This is a genomic window from Sphingobacterium paucimobilis HER1398 (genome assembly GCF_000416985.1).
GTDB lineage: Bacteria > Bacteroidota > Bacteroidia > Sphingobacteriales > Sphingobacteriaceae > Sphingobacterium > Sphingobacterium paucimobilis.
Window position 1 is genome coordinate 388,735 of the sequence record NZ_ATDL01000022.1, and the last position, 20,711, is coordinate 409,445.

The 20,711-nt window shown below is 41.2% G+C and carries 16 protein-coding genes; 5 read left to right on the forward strand and 11 right to left on the reverse strand.

All coding sequences use genetic code 11. The features are described 5' to 3' along the window. Positions 1–74: 74 nt before the first annotated feature. The 3 genes from M472_RS43325 to metA all read right to left on the reverse strand — a co-directional run bounded on the left by M472_RS43325 (position 75) and on the right by metA (position 3,128). On the reverse strand, positions 75–857 hold the full coding sequence (locus tag M472_RS43325) for a LytR/AlgR family response regulator transcription factor (protein WP_021072233.1): 783 nt from the start codon (positions 855–857) through the stop codon (positions 75–77). Next, complete coding sequence (locus M472_RS43330; protein ID WP_021072234.1) at positions 857–1,894, reverse strand: sensor histidine kinase; 1,038 nt, start codon at positions 1,892–1,894, stop codon at positions 857–859. The genes M472_RS43325 and M472_RS43330 overlap by 1 nt, the downstream gene beginning before the upstream one ends. A gap of 286 nt (positions 1,895–2,180) precedes the next feature. Further along, positions 2,181–3,128: a homoserine O-acetyltransferase MetA gene (gene metA / locus M472_RS43335; RefSeq protein WP_021072235.1), complete on the reverse strand. Its 948-nt coding sequence runs from the start codon at positions 3,126–3,128 to the stop codon at positions 2,181–2,183. A gap of 199 nt (positions 3,129–3,327) precedes the next feature. Between metA and M472_RS43340 the strand changes: the two genes are divergently transcribed. Further along, positions 3,328–3,852, forward strand: coding sequence for a TlpA family protein disulfide reductase (locus tag M472_RS43340; protein ID WP_021072236.1), 525 nt, complete (start codon positions 3,328–3,330; stop codon positions 3,850–3,852). 45 nt (positions 3,853–3,897) lie between these two features. Here the strand turns inward: M472_RS43340 and M472_RS43345 are convergent, their stop codons facing one another. From M472_RS43345 to M472_RS43355, 3 genes are read right to left on the reverse strand one after another with little or no spacing between them, the layout of a single operon-like run. Next, complete coding sequence (locus tag M472_RS43345) at positions 3,898–5,124, reverse strand: Glu/Leu/Phe/Val dehydrogenase dimerization domain-containing protein (RefSeq protein WP_021072237.1); 1,227 nt, start codon at positions 5,122–5,124, stop codon at positions 3,898–3,900. 33 nt (positions 5,125–5,157) lie between these two features. Next, positions 5,158–6,285, reverse strand: coding sequence for a 4-hydroxyphenylpyruvate dioxygenase (gene hppD, locus M472_RS43350; RefSeq protein WP_021072238.1), 1,128 nt, complete (start codon positions 6,283–6,285; stop codon positions 5,158–5,160). 30 nt (positions 6,286–6,315) lie between these two features. After that, positions 6,316–7,473, reverse strand: a complete 1,158-nt coding sequence (locus M472_RS43355) for a homogentisate 1,2-dioxygenase (protein WP_021072239.1) — start codon at positions 7,471–7,473, stop codon at positions 6,316–6,318. Positions 7,474–7,785: 312 nt separating this feature from the next. Here M472_RS43355 and M472_RS43360 point away from each other — a divergent pair, with 312 nt between their 5' ends. After that, positions 7,786–8,760 (forward strand): fumarylacetoacetate hydrolase family protein, encoded by a 975-nt coding sequence (locus M472_RS43360; RefSeq protein ID WP_021072240.1) that lies wholly within the window; start codon positions 7,786–7,788, stop codon positions 8,758–8,760. Between the two features lie 21 nt (positions 8,761–8,781). Continuing rightward, complete coding sequence (locus M472_RS43365) at positions 8,782–9,639, forward strand: flavin reductase family protein (RefSeq protein WP_021072241.1); 858 nt, start codon at positions 8,782–8,784, stop codon at positions 9,637–9,639. Between the two features lie 130 nt (positions 9,640–9,769). Here the strand turns inward: M472_RS43365 and M472_RS43370 are convergent, their stop codons facing one another. The 5 genes from M472_RS43370 to M472_RS43390 form a co-directional block, all read right to left on the reverse strand. Next, complete coding sequence (locus tag M472_RS43370; RefSeq protein ID WP_021072242.1) at positions 9,770–10,333, reverse strand: TlpA family protein disulfide reductase; 564 nt, start codon at positions 10,331–10,333, stop codon at positions 9,770–9,772. Between the two features lie 21 nt (positions 10,334–10,354). Further along, on the reverse strand, positions 10,355–11,443 hold the full coding sequence (locus tag M472_RS43375) for an efflux RND transporter periplasmic adaptor subunit (RefSeq protein WP_081643241.1): 1,089 nt from the start codon (positions 11,441–11,443) through the stop codon (positions 10,355–10,357). 4 nt (positions 11,444–11,447) lie between these two features. Next, entirely contained in the window at positions 11,448–14,603 is a 3,156-nt protein-coding gene (locus tag M472_RS43380) for an efflux RND transporter permease subunit (RefSeq protein WP_021072244.1), read from the reverse strand. Between the two features lie 14 nt (positions 14,604–14,617). After that, positions 14,618–15,973 carry a TolC family protein gene (locus M472_RS43385; RefSeq protein ID WP_021072245.1) on the reverse strand — a complete coding sequence of 452 codons (1,356 nt, stop codon included), beginning with the start codon at positions 15,971–15,973 and terminating at the stop codon, positions 14,618–14,620. Between the two features lie 73 nt (positions 15,974–16,046). Then, positions 16,047–16,385 (reverse strand): hypothetical protein, encoded by a 339-nt coding sequence (locus M472_RS43390; protein WP_021072246.1) that lies wholly within the window; start codon positions 16,383–16,385, stop codon positions 16,047–16,049. A gap of 296 nt (positions 16,386–16,681) precedes the next feature. On the opposite strand from M472_RS43390, the gene glmS reads away from it, so the two are divergent. Next, on the forward strand, positions 16,682–18,523 hold the full coding sequence (glmS, locus tag M472_RS43395; protein ID WP_021072247.1) for a glutamine--fructose-6-phosphate transaminase (isomerizing): 1,842 nt from the start codon (positions 16,682–16,684) through the stop codon (positions 18,521–18,523). 3 nt (positions 18,524–18,526) lie between these two features. Continuing rightward, the gene (locus M472_RS43400) at positions 18,527–20,701 is read left to right on the forward strand and encodes a DUF4954 family protein (RefSeq protein WP_021072248.1); all 2,175 of its coding nucleotides are present in this window, start codon (positions 18,527–18,529) and stop codon (positions 20,699–20,701) included. The last annotated feature ends 10 nt before the right edge of the window (positions 20,702–20,711 follow it).

Here is a 20,711-nt window from a genome sequence, read left to right on the forward strand (position 1 = left end):
TCCATAAAATAAACGAAATAAAAGATACGTTTCGGCGTCAAACGGACAAAATCAGGGGCGAGCCGTTCCGCTTATTAGGAGGACAGTTCTTTAGCTTCCAGCCAACGCAAGAATGTAGAAGCTTTCTCCCTGCTGACATATACACGAGAGTTATGTGCTACAACAAAGTCCAGAGACAGCTTTCTCGACAAGGTATAACTGGCATGAAGCAATGCCGTTCTATTCACCAAATGTTGCCGATTTGCTCGAAAAAAAAGCCCTCCCAATATCTTTTCAAGATCATCTAAACTTTTATTGACAGCATATTCTTTACCGTCAAAAGTCTTAACAAATACATTCTCATATTCGATATAACAGAGTGCCACATCTTCCGCAACCAAGGGAATAATCCGCCCATGATGGTGAACAACAAGAGAGTTTTGCTTCGATTGAGTCTGCGTCATCAGATCTTTATAGAGATCATTATGAATAGTATGGTCTATCGGACTGGGAGCGAGCTGCCGTTGCAAACTAAAATATTTTTTCATCGTAGATTCAACAGCCCCGTTCGAGATCGGCTTCAAGATATAATCAATACCATTTGTCTTAAAAGCTTCTAACAAATAATCGTCATAAGCAGTACAAAAAACAATAGGCGCAGCAACGGGTACTTCCTTAAAAATTTCAAAACTCAAACCATCTCCCAATTGGATATCCGAAAAAATAAGGTCTATTTTAGGAGCATCACAAAAAAAAGAAATTCCCTCCTGCACAGACTGCACGCACTTTATAATTTCGACCTGTGGTAATACCATTTGCAACGTCTGTGACAGATCGTCGGCGGCTAACTGTTCGTCTTCTACTAAAACAACTCTCATTACACAATCTTAATCCGTACTTCAAAAAACGCATCCGACTCCTCGATTTCTACCCCCTGCACAAACAGATATTTATAGCGTTCAATCAAGTTACGCAATCCGCTGCCGTTTGAATCCTCCTTTTGATATTTTATATTTTTATTATTACGAACCGATATCCATCCGTCACGCTCCTCCACATCAATCCGAACCGGATCCGCCACTGTAAAAGCGTTATGCTTCAAAACATTATCAACCAGTGGTTGGATAGAGAAAATAGGAAGCTGTTTCATTCGTATATCTGCCGAAATATTTACCTGATAATGCAAAGCCTCACCAAAACGGATCTTCTGCATGGTAAGATAGTCCTCACAAAGTTTAATTTCCTGATCTATACTAGCCAACTCACCGTTCTTCACAGAAGCAATAGTAATGCGTAAAAAATCAGAAAGTTGAACCAAATAACTCTGAGCCATATCGGGATCCTTGCGTATCAATGTCTTTAAAGTAGCTAAGGCATTAAACAAAAAATGAGGTTGAATCTGTTGACGCATCATCAAATTAATAGCCTCCTCACGAGCACGTTCCAACCGAGAGCGTTCCAATTTATGATGTACCTTAGCATGTTCTGACATCAGAAAGTAAAGCCATAGCAGTACAACGACATTTAGTAAACTCCCCTGAACACTGATAAATGTAAAATTACGTACAGGATTCTGAATCAAAAAACTATGTAACCGATAGTCCAGAACTCCAAAAAAACGCTCGATATAATGAAAACCCCAAACGATTAAAATAGTACTCACAAAACTAACAATCTTGACGTACAACGGAGATTTGACAGGGTCCTCCACCCGAAAATAAACGTGAATACAGATATTATTGAAGGCGACAATCAGGATAACCACAAACGTAATACAAATCTGTACAACGCTGCGCGTACTCATAAACCCTCCTGTGAAAGAAGCCAATGCAATAAGTAATGTTGCTGTAAGCGCAAAGACAAAACTTTGTTTAATCCATAGTCCAAAAGGATAATCTATATGGCTACATCTCATTGTCAGTGTATTAAACTACTCATAATTTTCCTCTATGTTAAAATCGAAAACGACCAAAGTGTGGTAAAATTGTAAAAAAAAACATTATTGCAATAAAAAATTGTCTTTTAACACAATAAAACCAATCGATTAGCGTTTTACTTGTAATTCATAATTTAGGTTAAAAATGGTTAGTTAGAAACGCCTGTTGCTCCCAGCTTCCGGCGTTTTTTATACCATTCCTTTACCTACAATCACTCAGGAAAACCATCACAATAGCAATTGCTATGATTTAATTGGATAACAATTAAGAATTTTGATCCCTAAGACTTCCCAGATTCGGAACATTTTTTAAATCAAAAGGAGTTTCCTGATATACAAAATAATTGAGCCAATTATTAAATAACAAATTCGCATGACTAACCCACCTAACCTTCGGAGGTAAAGCAGGATTATCATCTGTATAATAATTACATGGCACATCGATCTCTAAGCCTTTCTCTACATCCCGTACATATTCCTGATGTAGTGTATAAGGCGCATACTCTGAATGTCCCGTCAGGTAGAATTCACGCCCTCCTCTCGAACTCGCTATCGCAATCCCCGCTCCTTCCGACTCCGAAAGAATATCTACTTCTCCACTCTTTAACAAATCCTCTTTTGAAACGGTAGTATGCCTGCTATGAGGGATAAAGAATTCATCATCAAACCCTCTAAAAAGAGGATTTGTCTTATCTAAAGCAGTATGTTGAAAAACACCAAAAAGCTTCTTATCCAAAGGTTGCTTTTCTACATCATAAAAATGATACAATGCAGCTTGAGAGGCCCAACAGATATATAACGTAGAGGTTACATGCGTACGCGCCCAATCGAAAATCCGAGTTACTTCTTCCCAATAAGTTACCTCCTCAAAAGGGAGCATCTCTACAGGGGCTCCAGTAATGATCATCCCGTCATAAAAATCATCGGCAATATCAGAAAATCCTTTGTAAAACATTTCCAAATGCTCTGCAGGAGTATTCTTAGATGTATGCGATTCCAGGTTTAAGAATTCCACCTCAATCTGTAAAGGATTATTAGACAATAAGCGGACGAAATCTGTCTCTGCAGAAATCTTCAACGGCATAAGATTCAGAATAACAAGTCGCAGGGGACGAATATCCTGTTCACTGGCACGCAGATCACTCATTACAAATATACTTTCGTTTTTTAACAGCTCTATCGCTGGTAAACTGTCTGGTATCTTAACTGGCATACGATATACACTTATTTCACCTTATAATAAACCGTAAAAGTACCAAAAATAAGCAGGAATAAAAAAATGGGAACCAGCTTTCTACAACAAAGAGTCTCCGTAAGGCACAAATGTAAAGACCTCGTTATCTTCTTGTGAAAAGGTTAAAACTGTTGTAAATTGCATCCTATAACCTATTATATAAATAAAGCAACAAAACATGTATAAAAAAACAATCACCAAGACATTAGCCATCTTATCACTATGCTTGGCTTTTACCATCAGCCAGGCACAAGAAAGCAATAATGGCAAAAAATTGTGGGCAAAATCTATCTTAAATGAGAAGGCACCTGAACTACAGGTCGAACAATGGCTTTCCGATGCTCCAAACACCAAAGGAAAATTTGTGCTTGTTGACTTTTGGGCAACCTGGTGTGGTCCATGCCGAAGAGTGATTCCAGAACTAAACGAATGGCAGGAAAAATATAAAGATCAATTGGTAATTGTAGGAATATCCGACGAGACTGCAGACAAAGTGCAAAATGCCAAAGACATTAAAATTGACTATTACAATGCGATAGATACGCAGGCAAGACTAAAAAAAGAGCTTGAAGTAAAAGGAATACCACACTGTATACTGTTGGACCCTCAGGGAATCGTGCGCTGGGAAGGATTCCCAACACTCGCTGATCACGAACTTACAGCTGATGTTCTTGAAACAATCATTAAAAAATATAGCAAATAAATAATAAAAAAGGGACTTTAATATTAAAGTCCCTTTTCTTTTTGACTAAATCAATTGCCGTAAAGCAATCTCATAAGCCTTCGAAGATAGCTGTCTGCGCTCTTTCGAAACATCGTAAATCGCTTTCAATGCTTGTTGTATCACTTTTGAAACATCAGAAAACAAAGCGTCGTCACTGATTTCAATATTTGGCTGCATCAAATAAGCAAATACACGAGCCATACCGCAATTAGCCACAAAATCCGGAATAACAGACACCTGTTGATCGGCATACTCCATCACAGGACCATAGAAGATTTCTTTATCCGCAAAAGGCACATTTGCGCCACTAGCGATTAGCTCTAAGCCGTTATCCACCAATTGCTGAACATGAGATTTAGACACTAGACGAGATGCCGCAGCAGGGATAAAGATTTCCGCTCCGATCCCCCAAACTTCTTCCTGCAATTTATCCGATGGAATCATATCGGGAGATACCAGCTCATTGCCATTACGATTAAGGAACAAATCTGTTATCGCCTTTTCATCAAATCCGTCCGTATTAATCAGGCCGCCCATGCGATCTATAATACCGACGACACGAACCCCCATCTTAGATAGATAAAACGCGGCTGCCGCAGCAACATTCCCCCAGCCCTGGATAATAGCTCTCTTTCCTTGGCATCCTGATTCATAGAGATCATAAAAATGACGAACAGATTCCGCTACACCAAAACCCGTAATCATATCTGCAACTTTATACTTGCGCTTTAGATCTGGCGTATAAAAAGCATCCTCCAACACTTTAGAGACACCATACCGCAACTGTCCGATCTGACGGATACGTTCACTCTCACGGACATTAAAATGTCCATTCAACACCCCCTCTTGAGGATGCCAGAGACCATACTCCTCCGTCATCGGGATTACATCGTGGATTTCATCAATATTGAGGTCTCCACCTGTTCCGTAATAGTTTTTCAACAAAGGCGTCACCGCTTTAAACCAACGAGCCAAAACGTCCTTTTTCCGAGGATCTTTTGGATCAAAATTAATCCCGGATTTGGCACCCCCTATTGCTGGTCCAGATACCGTAAATTTCACCTCCATTGTTTTGGCAAGCGACTCTACTTCATTCCTATCCAACCCCGCACGCATCCGCGTACCACCACCAGCTGCTCCTCCACGTAAAGAATTAATAACAACCCATCCTTCAGCCTCCGTCTCACTATCCTTCCATTCAAATACAATCTCCGGTCTTTTGTGTTCAAAATCCCTAAGTAATTCCTTCATATTATTTTAAAATCCTAAAATAGACACCTTATCTTATAAATTACCTCTTCTCTCCTGTTCGCGTTCTATAGCCTCAAACAACGCTTTAAAGTTTCCTGCACCAAAACTCTGCGCACCTTTTCGTTGGATGATTTCAAAAAATAAGGTAGGACGATCCTGAACCGGTTTTGTAAAAATCTGAAGAAGATACCCTTCCTCATCCCGATCTACCAAAATCCCCAAATCTTGGATGATTTTAATTTCTTCGTCAATTACCCCCACACGGTCCGGCAACATATCGTAATAAGCCTCAGGAGGAGCACCTAAAAACTCAACACCACGAGCCTTTAAAGCTTTGACCGTAGAAACAATGTCATTAGTAGCTAAGGCAGCATGTTGTACGCCCTCGCCTTCGTAAAACTCCAGATATTCTTCAATTTGAGACTTTTTCTTTCCTTCTGCAGGTTCATTGATCGGAAATTTCACATAACCATTACCATTACTCATCACCTTACTCATCAAAGCCGAGTACTCCGTGTTGATCTGTTTGTCATCAAACGAAAGGATATTTACAAATCCCATCACATTTTGATACCACTCAACAGTCTCATTCATTTTATTCCAATCGACGTTGCCCACACAGTGGTCTACATACAAAAGACCAGTCTCTTCAGGATTATAGTCGCTAACCCAAGCCTCGTATCCAGGTAAAAATGCACCTTTATAGTTTTTACGTTCTACAAACATATGCACTGTCTCTCCATAGGTATAGATACCTGCTGTCCAGACTTCACCATGCTCATCCTGTGTACATAATGGTTCCTGGTATACGCGAGCTCCACGCTTAGTGGTTTCTTCAAAAGATTTTCGTGCATCATCAACCCATAAAGCCAATATCTTGACCCCGTCACCATGTTTTTTGACATGCTCCGAAATAGAATGATCCGAGCGCAGAGCAGATGTCAATACCAACCTGATTTTATTCTGCTTCAATACATAAGATGCACGATCCCGCACTCCAGTCTCTGGACCAGCGTAAGCTTCCGACTGAAAACCAAAAGCGGTCTTGTAATAATGCGCAGCTTGTTTCGCATTCCCCACATAAAACTCAATGTAATCCGTACCATTAATAGGAAGAAAATCTTGTGCTGTTGCAATTTTCTCCGCAAAAGTTTGTGCCATGATAATATATTATTGTTTATTAATTAGTTACTAATTCATCCATGATTTGTAATAATCAGGGTCTTCCAGTGCTAACGCATCCTCTGTCAACATCAACGGCCTAAAAGGATCAATCATTACTGCCAATTCATCTGTCCGCGTTTGTCCGATACTTTTTTCAACAGTACCTGGATGCGGTCCATGTGGTATCCCTCCGGGATGCAACGTAATCTGCCCTTTCTCCACCGATTTACGGCTCATAAAATCACCATCCACGTAGTACAAAAGTTCATCCGAATCGACATTACTATGGTTGTAAGGAGCTGGAACTGCTAATGGGTGATAATCATATAAGCGAGGGCAAAAACTACACAATACAAAAGCATCGGTTTCGAAAGTCTGATGCACTGGAGGAGGTTGGTGCAACATACCTGTAATAGGCATAAAGTCATGAATAGAAAATGCCCAAGGATAGTGATAGCCATCCCATCCAACAAAATCAAATGGATGACTGCCATACACATACGGATAGATCAATCCCTCTTTTTTGATCTTGACCTCAAAATCACCTACTTCATCAAAAGTCTCCAGGTTTTCAGGAATGCGGATATCACGTTCATAAAATGGAGCGTGCTCCATCAATTGTCCAAATTCATTGCGGTAACGCTTTGGCGTGCGGACTGGAGAAAAAGACTCTACGATCAACAAACGATTTGCCGTATCCTCAAAGTGCAACTGGTAAATTGTACCCCTCGGGATCACCAGATAGTCCCCGTAAGAAAATGTGATCTGTCCATATCCGGTTTTTAAAACACCTCGTCCCTCATGGATAAAGATGATTTCATCCGCCTGACTATTCTTATAAAAATAGTCTGTCATCGAATGTCGGGGAGCAGCTAAGGAGATGTGAAGATCCTGATTCACCAATACGGGCTTACGACTTTCCAAATAATCATCGGCAGGGGCCAATGAAAATCCTTTCAGACTGGTATGCTTCAGATGCTTCTCTCGTGCAATTTTTGGAGAAACATCATAAGGTTCTCTTATTTGTCGCACCAAAGTTGGCGGATGACAGTGATATACAAGAGAGTAAACACTAGAAAAACCATGTGTTGAAACCAATTCTTCGGCGTATAAATCGCCATTTTCTTTTTTAAATACGGTATGTCGCTTGTTGGGGACCTTCCCAAGCTTATGATAAAATGCCATAATCCTCTGGTTTAAAACAGTTAAAAAACAAAAAATGAAATACTCGATAAGCCTAGTTACGAGTTAAGTGAAATAAGGGGCTTAATACTGTGCAAACACAATCTCTGCTAGCATCGCTTTAATAAAAGCAATCAATCCTAAGGATAACTTTGGGGTATATACACAAAGATTGTACATAGCAGGGTTTATAATATGGTATAAAGATAAAAATATTTTCCAATATAATCCGACGAAAAAATTTTAATATTTATAATCATATGTATATTTGCACCGTAAATCTATAATTGAACCCTTTTTAATGCCGCTCTTTTTATGAGAATTGTAACCTGTCTTCATGACAACGCCGAACATCTCGCTATTTTAATAGATACAACAGTTTACCGTTGCGCTGAAATCAGCGATCAACTTCCCACCTCTATGCAGGAATTCTTAAATGGAGGCCATCCAAACATACTTACCTTGCAGCAGGCAGAAAAGAAAATTAAAAATGGCTCCATCAATATAAAAGGGACAAACATAACAGAAGCTCAATTAATCGCACCTGTACCCCACCCGACTTCCTGTAGAGATGCCTATGCTTTTAGACAGCATGTAGCCACCTCAAGACGTAATCGGGGCTTAGACATGATTCCGGAGTTCGATCAATTTCCCGTATTCTATTTCACAAACCATAACGCTATTTATGGCCCTGGAGATATCCCCTGTATGCCTCTCCATATGCAACAATTGGACTTCGAATTGGAAGTAGCAATAGTCATTAATAAAAGAGGAAAAAATATTAAAGCAGCGGAGGCTGACGACTATATAGCAGGCTATATGATCATGAACGACATCAGTGCCCGTAAGCTACAGATGGAAGAAATGAAACTAAATTTAGGTCCAGCAAAAGGGAAAGACTTCGCGACCGTAATAGGTCCTTATTTGGTCACAAAAGACGAATTATTACCCTATAAAACACCTCACTACAAAGGTCATACGGGTGACTCTTACAATCTAGAAATGACATGTAAAGTAAACGGAAAGCAGTTTTCTCTAGGCAATTTTGCAGATATGGACTGGACCTTTGCAGAAATCATAGAGCGTGCATCCTATGGTGTAGAACTTTTTCCAGGCGATGTAATAGGATCCGGAACCGTAGGAACTGGTTGCTTTCTCGAGCTCAATGGCACCGCACGCCTAGAAAACCCAAACCATACAGACCAATGGCTACAGAATGGCGATACGGTTACGCTTGAAGTAACAGGGCTTGGCCTATTGGAAAACAAAATAGTATTAACAAACGAATAACGACCCTTATAAGTAGCGAAAATGAGTAATATAATAAGCTTCGACCCGAAAAAAGATCAGGCAATATTCGACAATCTGATCAAATATGCAATTGCACCTAGGCCTATATGTTTCGCCAGTACCATATCAAAAAATGGACAGGTCAACCTTAGCCCCTTCAGCTATTTCAATCTCATGTCGCACCAACCTCCCGTATGCGTATTCTCTCCATTGAGGCGTATGCGAGATGGCTCCACCAAACACACGCTCGAGAATATCTTGGAAGTAGACGAAGTCGTCATCAACATCGTAAACTATGATCTAGTACAACAACAATCTTTAGCAAGTACCGAATATGCCGAAGGAGTCGACGAGTTCAAAAAAGCAGGCCTCACTCCACTCCCTTCCAGTTATATAAAACCACCTCGCGTAGCCGAGTCCCCAATTCAACTCGAATGCAAGGTGCAACGCGTCATACCGCTGAGTGATCTTCCTGGCGCTGGAAATCTTGTCATTGCTGAAGTATTGGCCATGCATGTGCAGGCTCATCTGTTGGACGACAAAAATAATGTCAAACAACATGAACTGGACCTAGTAGCTAGACTTGGAGGCGATTGGTACTGTCGGGTGACACAGGACAACCTATTTATCGTCCCCAAACCACTTCGTAATTTAGGTATTGGGGTAGACAACCTACCCGAAGCCATCCGTCTATCTAAAGTACTGACCGGAAATCATCTAGGCTTACTGGCCAATGTAGAAATCATCCCGTCCCTAGACAATACAGTAGACGTAAATATCGATTACAGTGATTCAACGCACATACATAGCTTTGCCGCGCAATTGCTAGATCAAGGAAAATTACAAGAAGCCTGGCAAGTGCTATTACGAAGTATATAGGGATGTTTAAAAAGTTAGCCTGTTGACTTTCTAAAAACGAGCGCTCAATTCAACAAGAATGAGCGCTCGTGTTATGTAAATGGAGCGCTCATTTTTTAAAAAAGGAGCGACCGCCAATGTGCACCTTTAGTTACTCTGCAATCAGCTTCAACAATCCATCCTTAATATTAGGGTTACCAAAATCCACCATCCCCGTATGCTGTACAGCGACCTCGCCACGCTTGTCCAAAATCACAGTCATCGGAATGGAGCTCGTCTCCAATTCAGAAGGTAATGGGCCGTGCAAGGTATATAACGGGAGATCAAATTTATTCTTCGCCATAAACTTAGAAGCCCCCTTAATATCCTCATCCACATCGATAGCCATGAATACGATATCCTTATTTGACTTCAAATCCAAAAATAACGTATTCAATGAAGGCATTTCCCGGATACAGGGAGGACACCAAGTCGCCCAAAAATTCATAACCACCACCTTCCCGCGAAGGGAGTCCAAGGTCGTAACCCGATTATTGATATCTACAAAACTTGCACTCACGCCAACTGTAACCTCTTTCACATCCGTTCCTACTTTTTCCATAGCGATCGAATCTGCTAGAATAGTATTTTCTTTATCACCTGTCTCTTTAGTGTTGTTGGCACAACCAACAACCAGTAGTGCCCCGGCAATCATCATCAACAATTTTCTTTCCATATCTGTATAATATTAATAGTGTTACTTCATTAAAGCCTTGACAACCTTTCCATCCGTAAGCTCTTCAGACGCGCGGTTTACAACCCGATCTTCTGTCGTTATAGGCCCAAATACCTCAACCAGGTTTTCGTGCGAGATACCCAAGCGTACCGGAACTCGTTCTGTCTTCCCATCTTCTCCTACCCGTATTACAAACACGCCAGACTGTGCATTGACCACAGCTTCTTTAGGTACAAACATAGTCTTCTGTGCCCGCTTCAAGGAAAGCTGTACATCAGCAAAATCTCCACCAATCAGGCTTTTATCTCCATTAGGCACTTCAAATTCCAAACTCAATGAGCGCGTTGTAGGGTCTATAAATTTAGCATTTCTCTTCAATTTGGTTGTAAACGTTCGATTAGGAATACTCAACACCTGAAATTCAGCAACAGTACTATCTGACACTGCCTGTCCATGCACCTCAGGTACGACAACTTTCAACTTCAGTTTATCATTGGCTACCAAATTGAACATAGGTATACCACTGTCACCCAGCAACGCTCCCGTAGAAAAATTACGTTGCGTAATAACACCGGAAAAAGGTGCACGGATCAATAAATAATCCTCCATATACTTCGATTTTTGATAAGCACCTCCTGCCTCTACAACCGCGGCACTATCCCGTAGCATATCACCATAGGCACGTTCCAGTTCCAGCGCCGATATCGCCCCTTTTTTGCGCCCATCGACATCATGCAAACGCTTATAACGTAATTTACTAACCTCATAATTCGCTACTAACTGATGTTGCTTTGCACGATCGGATGTACTCTGTACATCCATTTCCGGAGCCTCCATTCGAGCGAGGAGTTGCCCTTTTTGCACATAATCGCCTACATCGACATGAATCTGCCGAACGAACCCCTTGACCTTTGAAAATAACGCCACCGACTCCTGTGGCTGTAGTTCCCCCGTCAACTTAATACGATACTGCGGTTGTAACGATTGAGGATGAGAGACTGCTAGCTCCAGCGTCTCCCCTTTCTTGTCTGTCTGCTCCTGTTTATCACTACCTTGTTGCTTACACCCAAGGAATACCATGAAAACTAACAAAAAACTATATCTTATCATCTTTTTAATTATTATAAAACTTACTATTTACATCATCGGGATCTAGAGAAGGTTCCAAATACGTAGCCTTCTTCATCATCAGTGAGAAAATAAGAGGAATCATCAATAAAATCACTAACGTAGAGCTAATCAAACCTCCAATTACTGCTTGACCAAGAGGTGCAATCTGCTCGCCTCCGTCGCCCATACCCAATGCCATCGGGATCATCCCCGCTACCATAGCTGCAGCTGTCATCAGAATAGGACGCAGACGGGATTTTGCGGCGATTATCGCCGCAAAACGGGCTGAAATAAAATATTTCTTACGATTCTGCTCTGCTTGATTCACCAAAAGAACCGCATTCGAAACCGACACCCCGATAGACATGATAATCCCCATATAAGACTGCAAGTTCAACGTACTTCCAAATATCCAAATGAAAAAAGAACTACCTGCAATCACAGCCGGGACAACGGATAGAATAACAAGACTGACACGTACCGATTGGTAGTAAGCACTCATCATAAAGAAAATAACTACAATCGCGATCGAAAGCCCTACCAAAAGCCCGGACAATGTTTCTTCTAATAACGTCAACGTTCCTTCCTTCCAAACCCGCATCCCCTTCGGAACCTCACCTATTTCGCTTAGCGCCTGATCAACGGCTTTATTCGCAGTACCTAAATCCGTCTGGTGAAGGTCTGCCAAAATCGTAACATAACGATTCGGTCCTCTACGATTTACCTGTCCCGCTACAGTGCTATGGGTAATAGTAGCCACGTCCTCCAATATCGGATAACTCTTTCCTTTTTGTAATGGCATCGCACGCAGATCTTCAACAGCTTGTATTAGATTTTCAGGAACCTGTACCTGAACCTGAAACACCAGCCCCGATTTGGGATCTACCCAAAGGTTCTTGTCTGTAAATCGAGTCGAAGACGTCGTTGCAGAGATGTTACGTGACACCTCTTGAACGGTCAAACCATATTGTGCAAGACGCGTACGGTCCAGCTTGATATCAATAATGGGATAATGCAAAGGTTCTGCAATCTGTACATCCCTCAAAAAGTCATAATCTGACAGTTTAGACACCAACTTTTTAGCATAAGATTCGGCAGCCATCAGCTGTGGTGCACTCACCTTCACTTCAACTGGTGTCATCGAACCTTGGCCTATGATTTTATCCATCAGCTCCATCGGTTCGAAGTTGATGGTTACCGTAGGAAAATCTTTATCAATCCGTTCGCGGATCTGTTCTTTTAATACATCATTCTTTAGACCGATTTTCTTTTTATCCAAAGACAATTGTAAAACGCCCTCGCCAGTCGTACTGTTAAAAAGAAAAATAGGGTTAATAGGATTTGCAGAAGGGTGCATACCGACAAAAGCTGAACTTATCTTCACACTATTTTCAGGTAGCATTGCTGTAATAGATTCTCCAATTTTACGAACGGTCTCTTCTGTATGTTCGAGACGTGTACCTTCCGGAAGCCGTATACGCAACTGAAAGTCACCACCTTCAGAACGTGGCAAAATATCCGTCCCCAAAAGTGAAAACATCAAAAAGATAGCTCCAAAACTCAGGATCAAATAACCTATTGTAGGCACTATCGAACGACGCACCAGGCGACGTACCAAAAAGGCATACTTCACATTCACACGCTCCATAAATGACCTCTTCCGACGAACGAACTGCCCGTGTACCTTAGACTTCATAATCCAATTGGCCATAATAGGCACAAAAGTCTGCGAAGCAATAAAAGAAGCGATCATCGCGAATGCAACAGCAAGCGACAGGGGCATAAACATATCCCGAGGTATACCACTCATCATAAATGCAGGAGTAAGCACGGCTAGGATACTTAATAAAATCAACAACTTGGGTGCTGAAATCTCTAACAATGCATCCAGGATAGCTCGGGCTTTAGACTTACCCAATTCCATATGTTGGTGAATATTCTCAATGGTAACTGTAGCTTCATCCACCAGAATACCAATCGAAAGAGCCAAACCGCTTAAGGTCATAATATTGACACTCTGCCCAAAGAAATAGAGTGTGATCACAGCTGTAATAATAGCGATGGGAATGGTCAAAACCACAATTAACGCCCCTCGGACATCTCCTAGGAAAAGAAAAACCATCAGGCCTGTCAGCAACGCACCCAAAGCTCCCTCAAAAATCAGATTAGATAACGAACGGGAGATATACACCGACTGGTCAAAAGCATAACTGATTTTAACCCCTTCAGGCAATAGATTCTCCAGCATGGGCAACGATTTCTTAAGATTGTCTACTGCTGTTAGTGTCGATGCATCAGGCTTCTTAATAATAGGAAGATAAACAGATCGCTTACCATTGATTAAGGCATAACCTACCGTTTGATCCGCCGCATCCATCACCGTAGCGACATCTCCAACCAACAATGTCCGATCAGCAATTGTCTTTATGGGTGTCTGGAGGAACTCCTCTACACCATCTGCAATAGAATTGACTGGTGCCATAAGATTTTTGTCTCCCAATCGCACATTACCTGCCGGCGAGGGAACCGAGTTTTTAGTAATCGCCAATGTAACCTCTTCTGGACTCAAGCCTGCAGCCTTCATCTTTTGAGGATCAATATTCACCACCAAACTACGCATATTACCCCCAAATGGAGCTGGAGCTGTAATACCAGGTATATTGACAAACATAGGCCTTACTTTAGTAATCGCCATGGTCTGAAGTTCCGTCACAGAGTGTTTTTCACTATCAAAAACCAATTGTCCTACGGGAAGAGAGCTCCCGTCAAAACGCACCACCATAGGTGGCACGGCACCTGGTGGCAAAAAACCCATGGCACGCGATACCTGCATACTCAGCTCGGCCGAAGCCTGGGACATATCCGTACCCGGATAAAAAGTCAATTTCATTAGCGAAAGACCTTGGATGCTTTTAAAATCCAATTCCTTAACACCGTTGACAAAAAGTAAAACCTTCTGAAACTCATTCGCCATAAAACCGTCCATATAGGCAGGCGAAAGCCCCCCATAGGGCATCGCTATATACATAGCAGGCGACTCAATCTCAGGAAAGATATCCACCTTAATCTTTTGAATAACCGGCCACGAAAAATAAGCAATCGCTATGATAACCATAATAAATGCAATAGGCTTCCGAAGCGCTGTTCTAATAATATTCATATGTGTAACACGATTTAAAAATGTTGGATAACGGGGTTAATATTCGCCTCCAGAAAAGCACGCTTTAAGACAATATTCCAATAGTTATAATACTGCAATAGATTTTGCTTCTCATTCTGAAGTAAGATAGCTTGAACCTGTAAAAGTTCGGCCAAATTAATAAGACCACCTTCATAGCGTACCTTATACATCTCATAAGCCTCAGAAGCCTGTTGCTTACTACGATCCGACTCCACCAGACCGGCAGCAGTCTGCCGCTCCTGAGTCGACAGATCCAGCAAACGCTGCTCCAATTCATTATCTAACAATCGGTATTCGTCCTCGACTTTGCTCCGCTTGGCTTCGAAAATCTTACGATTAGACTTAGCCGTAAATAGCTGTTGTAAATTCCAGTTCACCCCTACGCCAACAAAATAATTATGGGCATAGTTCTGAAACATATCTCCATAACTATTGGAGGCCACACCTGATGACGAGACTCCCGAACTCCGGCTAGAAAGAGCTCCTATCCCTATAATTTGAGGCAATACTTGTTTGCTGGATTTCTTGACCAATTGGTCTAATTTTTCCGCTTCAGTCTTCTTGATCTCTAACAGGGGCTGGAGCACATCTCCCTCTGTTTCCGCTTTCAACAAAACAAAAAAACGAGCTGCAGACTGAGCTGCTGGATTGACCGCCCCTCCCACAAATTCCGAAAGCGCATACACGCCACCTTTCAACTGTCCAGAAACATGAGATAGCTCAGACTGCACATTATTTAATGAAGAAGATACAAGCAGCGTATCCGCACTTGGAACAATACCACTGGTCGCCAGATCCCGAGTGAGTTCCAAAATATCCTGATACCTCTTCAGGTGCTCATGATACCAATCCGAAAGAATCTGGTAATACAGGTAATTTATATAGCGTTGAGAAAGTTCATTCTGTACCAATAGCGTATATTGATTTGCTTCCCAGGTAGACTGCTTTATTGCTGTAGATCCCAGAGCTTTGTCTAAATTTTTCCGTCCAAAATTGACCAAATCCCAATTTAGACTACTTGTAGCATATTGATTAAACGTATTAGAAGAGCCACCCGAGGTATTTGAGCCACTGATATTAAAAATACCCGGCATGGGATAAAAGGCCCCCGAAACATTATTCAACGAGCTTAATCCCTGTTGGTACTGGAGCCATACCTGTGGTTTATAACGCTCCAATGAAGACGCACTATCCAATCGGGAAATACCGATTTCTTGGTCTTTTATAGAAAATCCTTTATAATTTGCTTTTGTCTGCTGCCAATAGTCCTCGAGTACTTGACCATGCACATTATTAGTGATAAGTCCTGTCCCAATGACGAGCAAACAAGCACATAACTTGTTGATCATCGATTAAAATTTATAGTAAAAAACACAATTAGAATAAAGAGCCCGTCGGCTTAACTTTAACAGTGTTTAAATCCTATAAATTGAACCGTTTTATAAAAAGGAATAGATTATTGGAGCCATAATAATAGGCCCGTGGTGGGTAAACTCTAGAACTTTTTTGGGGAACACCTAAAAATAGAACAAAAAAGAAAGCCAATAACAATACCGAAGGAGAAAAATCGATATCAGAATGACCTACCTTCACTAAATTTTCTTTAATCTCCAATACACAAGGTGCTTCTAAAGGCGTAATCAATTTAGAATGCTTGATGGTCAATCCCGAAGAAGGTTGTGATGTAGAGCTAAGCTTAATAGATGCCTTAATAGGACAAGAGGTCAGAATAAACACCATAAAAATGCCTATGATTCGCATTATACATGCAAATGAGCTACTTTTTATAGTATATAAATTATTCATCAGTACAAATATAGACTATTCCTCCTCAGAATAAAATAGATGTAACGCCTATTTTACCTTTTCAAGACATCATTTGACACGCTAGAGGTATCCCTCCCAATAAGATATTGACAGAATTAACTTTCAAAACTTTCCATTTTGCCATCTATACGACTTAAAAAATATCTTTTTGAAAAAACAGACAACGCAATCGATTGTTTAGAAGGAATTATTTATTTTTGTAGTCCTATTAACAGATTAAACTTGATACTATGTGTGGAATTGTCGGCTATGTAGGCCATCGACAAGCATACCCCTATTTAATAGAGGGATTGCGTAAACTAGAATACCGCGGATACGATAGCGCAGGAATCGCGCTCCATTCTCAACAACAATTACTAATATCCAAAACAGCTGGTAAGGTGGCTGCATTAGAAGAGTTGACGAAAACAATAGACCTTTCGGCCAAAACAGGAATAGGACATACCAGATGGGCTACCCATGGGGTACCATCCGATCACAATGCCCATCCGCATCGTTCGCAGAATGGAAAACTGGCATTGGTACACAATGGTATTATTGAGAATTACGCAACAATAAAAGAAGAGCTACTCAAAAAAGGCTATACCTTCAAAAGTGATACAGACTCTGAAGTACTGCTCAATTTCATTGAAGACATCAAAACAAATAATGCCTGTACGCTCGAAGAAGCAATACGTATCGCCTTAAAACGTATTACAGGAGCTTATGTCATCCTCGTACTGGACGAAGACAGCCCAAACACGATTATAGCTGCAAGAAAAGGTAGCCCACTGGTCATCGGAATTGGCAATGGTGAACATTTCTTAGGCTCTGATGCATCCCCTATGTTGGGACATACCAAAGAAGTCGTTTATATCAATGACTATGAGCTGGCAATTATAAAACCTGATGAGCTGATCCTAAAAAACCTAGGTAACGATATCGTAACGCCATTCGTACAAAAATTGGATATGGAATTGGCCAGCATAGAAAAAGCAGGCTACCCGCACTTCATGTTGAAAGAGATATTTGAGCAACCTAAAGCAATTCAGGATTGTCTAAGAGGAAGATTAGATAGCACCACGCACCAGATTACCCTAAGCGGGTTAGAAAAAGTAAAAGACAAACTTCTAGCTGCACATCGCATCATTATCGTCGCCTGTGGAACCAGCTGGCATGCTGCACTCCTAGCAGAATATTGGATTGAAGAGCTCTGTCGTATTCCTGTTGAAGTAGAATACGCCTCTGAATTCAGATACAGAAATCCAATCGTGGGACCAGATGATCTGATCATAGCCATATCCCAAAGTGGAGAAACCGCGGATACACTCGTCGCACTTGAAAACGCAAAACAACATGGTGCTACTATATTCGGGGTCGTCAATGTTGTCGGATCCTCCATTGCCAGACTATCTGATTCGGGCATCTACACACACGCCGGACCAGAAATAGGAGTAGCCAGTACAAAAGCATTTACAACTCAGCTTGCAGCTCTTTTATTATTCGCAATCAAGCTCGCGCAATACAAACAAAAAATAGATACCGCTACCAGCGACACGCTTATCAACGAACTACAGGCTGTACCCGATAAGGTACAGGAGATCTTAAATTCACAACTCGAAAAGATAAAGAGTATAGCCCATAAATATGTGGACGCAAAAGATTTTCTATACCTAGGTCGTGGATATAACTTTCCGATAGCATTAGAAGGCGCTCTAAAACTCAAAGAAATCTCTTACATCCATGCAGAAGGCTATCCAGCAGCTGAAATGAAACATGGACCGATTGCATTGGTAGACGAAAATCTACCGGTATTGTTCATTGCTACAAAAGATAAAATACAGGAAAAGATAATCAGCAATATGCAAGAGATAAAAGCCCGTTCGGGACAGCTCATTGCACTGGTATCAACCGATGACACTTTCGTATCTTCCATGGCCGACGACAGTATCGAAATACCTGAAGCACACGAAATCATAGCGCCTATACTATCCACTATTCCTCTACAGCTATTGGCTTACTATATCGGTATTGCCAGAGGCTGTGACGTGGACAAACCTAGAAATTTAGCTAAATCAGTAACGGTAGAATAGACGATGACATTCATTTCAAAAGAGCCGCTACACGCATTGGGATATGGCTTTATAACTGAAAAAGAGGTATCTGGACTAACAAACGAGTACGATATGCGTAATCAACAGTTGGGAACAGATAAGGAATTCAGACAGCTCACAGCCCAAGAGATTCAACAGCTAACCAACCAGCTCAATTACAGTTCGGACTGGTCGAAGGTATGGGTTAGCGAACCCTTTTTCCCGGAACAGATCCAGCATTCCAAATTTTATGGATTGGTAAGGATAGGTGCTATGGAACAGACTTACCTTTCTTATAGGGACCTACGCCTTCCTACAGGAATATACAATTCGACCATAGTAAGCTCCGATATCGGAGCATGTTCTGCTATACATCATGTACGTTATATGGCACATTTCATCATTGGAGAACAGGTTCTGCTCTCCAATATCAATGAAATGGAAACCAGCAATAACGCCAAATTTGGAAACGGTATACTCAAAGAAGGAGAATCTCCAGACAAAAGGATCTGGATGGAATTATGTAATGAAAATGGAGGGCGATCCGTCGTTCCCTTCGATGGCATGCAAGCGGCAGATGTCTACCTATGGTCACGCCATCGAGAAGATTCCATATTCCAAAACCGCCTATTAGAAATAACGGATAGGCATTTCTCCACACAACGGGGATACTATAGCACCCTAGCCGACAATGTGGTATTGAAGAACTCAAATACGATCAAGGATGTTAAAATAGGTCCTTATGCATACATAAAAGGAGTAAATAAGCTGAAAAACGTAACGGTAAACTCCAGTAAAGAAGCATTCACACAAATCGGAGAAGGATGTGAAATTGTAAATGGAATAATTGGTTACGGTTGCCGCGTTTTCTATGGTGTCAAAGCCGTTAGGTTTATATTATCTTCACATTCACAGCTGAAATATGGAGCCAGACTGATCAACTCTTTTTTAGGCGACAACTCCACTATATCCTGTTGCGAAGTACTCAACTCGTTACTGTTCCCTTCTCACGAGCAACATCACAATAACTCCTTCCTATGCGCAGCATTGATAAAAGGACAAAGCAATATGGCTGCTGGAGCCACAATAGGTTCCAATCATAATTCAAGAGCTGCAGATGGTGAGATAATAGCAGGAAGAGGGTTTTGGCCTGGTCTATGTGTCAGTATCAAACATAATTCAAAATTTGCCTCTTATACCCTACTTGTAAAAGGCGACTTTCTACATGAGCTTGATATCAGAATACCATTCTCTCTCGTCAGCAATGAAGCCGACAAAAACCGATTATTGATAGTTCCTGGATATTGGTTTCTCTACAATATGTATGCGCTGATGCGTAATACAACCAAATTCAACGATCGCGACAAACGAACACTAAAAAATCAATACCTCGAATATGATGTTTTAGCACCAGATACCGTTAATGAAATGTTTGATGCCCTACACGAGATAGAAATGGCGGTAGGCCAGGCCTGGCCGGAGATAGAACCCGAAGCCACAGCTCAAATCCGTGGACGTCGACTCTTAATGGACCCAAATTTTGATTTAAACCAACGTGAGGTATATCTCACGAATACAGAATTCTCAAATCGCAAAGTTGTAGTAGTGAAAGCGAGAGCATGTTATCATACTTTCAAGCGTATGATTCATTATTATGGGGCAGTACACCTTGCTGATTGTCTTGAGAAGGACACATGTGGAACATCCGCTCCAAGTGCTATTCCGGAACAAAGAGAGCAATTTGAAAATGTGGGAGGCCAATTGATTCCACAAAAACATATAAAGACACTGATAGAGGATATCAAAACGCAAAAAATTGATTCCTGGACTGAGGTGCACGAACGTTATCATACCTGGAGTAAATTATACCCAAAAAGTAAAATCGATCACGCTTTAGCTTCCCTAGCACAGATTACAGAGACCTCACCGGCAGACTGGGATACCGATTTTATCAACCACACATTAGCGCAGAGCCTTGATACTAAAAAGTGGATTTACAGCGAAATCAAAAAATCAAGAGGAAAAGATTATGAAAACCCATTCCGGATGTTAACCTATAACTCCAAAGAAGAAATGGAAAAAGTAGTCGGAAAATTAGAAGAAAATAGTTTCTTGATCAAGCAACAAGCGGAGTTCACTTGCTACGAAGAAAAAATCGCTAAAATAACAACAAAATAAATATTGTATC